A 560-nucleotide genomic window follows, 5' to 3' on the forward strand; every position below is an offset into this window, starting at 1 on the left:
CGGGAGAACATGTCTTCAGATGCAGGACATGAGATTATGGTCAGCCGGAGCATTCAGGCGGAAGGAACCTTCGGAGATCTTAAAGAAAACTACAGATACAGCCGATTGAGACGCCGGGGACTGGAAAACGTAAAATTTGAGGTGCTTATTGTGGCCATGGGACACAATATCAGAAAATTAAACAACAGAAATCGGATGAGTTGCCCAGAACTCGAACGTTATGGAAAATTAAAGGAGCAGAAAAGCGAAATCTGAAAAAGATTATAAACAGTCTTTTTGAGTTTTGGCTCTTTTCAGTGCGTTCAAAAATTGACTTGAGCGGAAAAACACATCATAAAACAGGATTGAATCAGATAAAAAGCATAGAAAAAGGGGCTGTAAATCTCGCTGATGAAAAATCAGTCGAAATTTAACAGCCCCTTTATTTTTTTATCGGATCTGTCAACTAAACTGTGTAAGTAGTTTTACAGCCGTTAGTTTACTGGACCAGTTCACTGCCTGATTCAAACACTACATGCCTGGTCTGTTCTGTCCAGGGTCCACAGGACCCCGAAGGGGCT

1 protein-coding gene is annotated in these 560 nt (G+C 41.6%); it reads left to right on the forward strand.

Annotated features, from left to right (window positions below):
• Positions 1-255: transposase (locus tag BO222_RS12265; RefSeq protein ID WP_075817320.1), on the forward strand; the 255-nt coding region annotated here is incomplete at its 5' end.
• Positions 256-560: the final 305 nt, after the last annotated feature.

It is taken from the genome of Ileibacterium valens, assembly GCF_001945525.1.
GTDB lineage: Bacteria > Bacillota_I > Bacilli_A > Erysipelotrichales > Erysipelotrichaceae > Ileibacterium > Ileibacterium valens.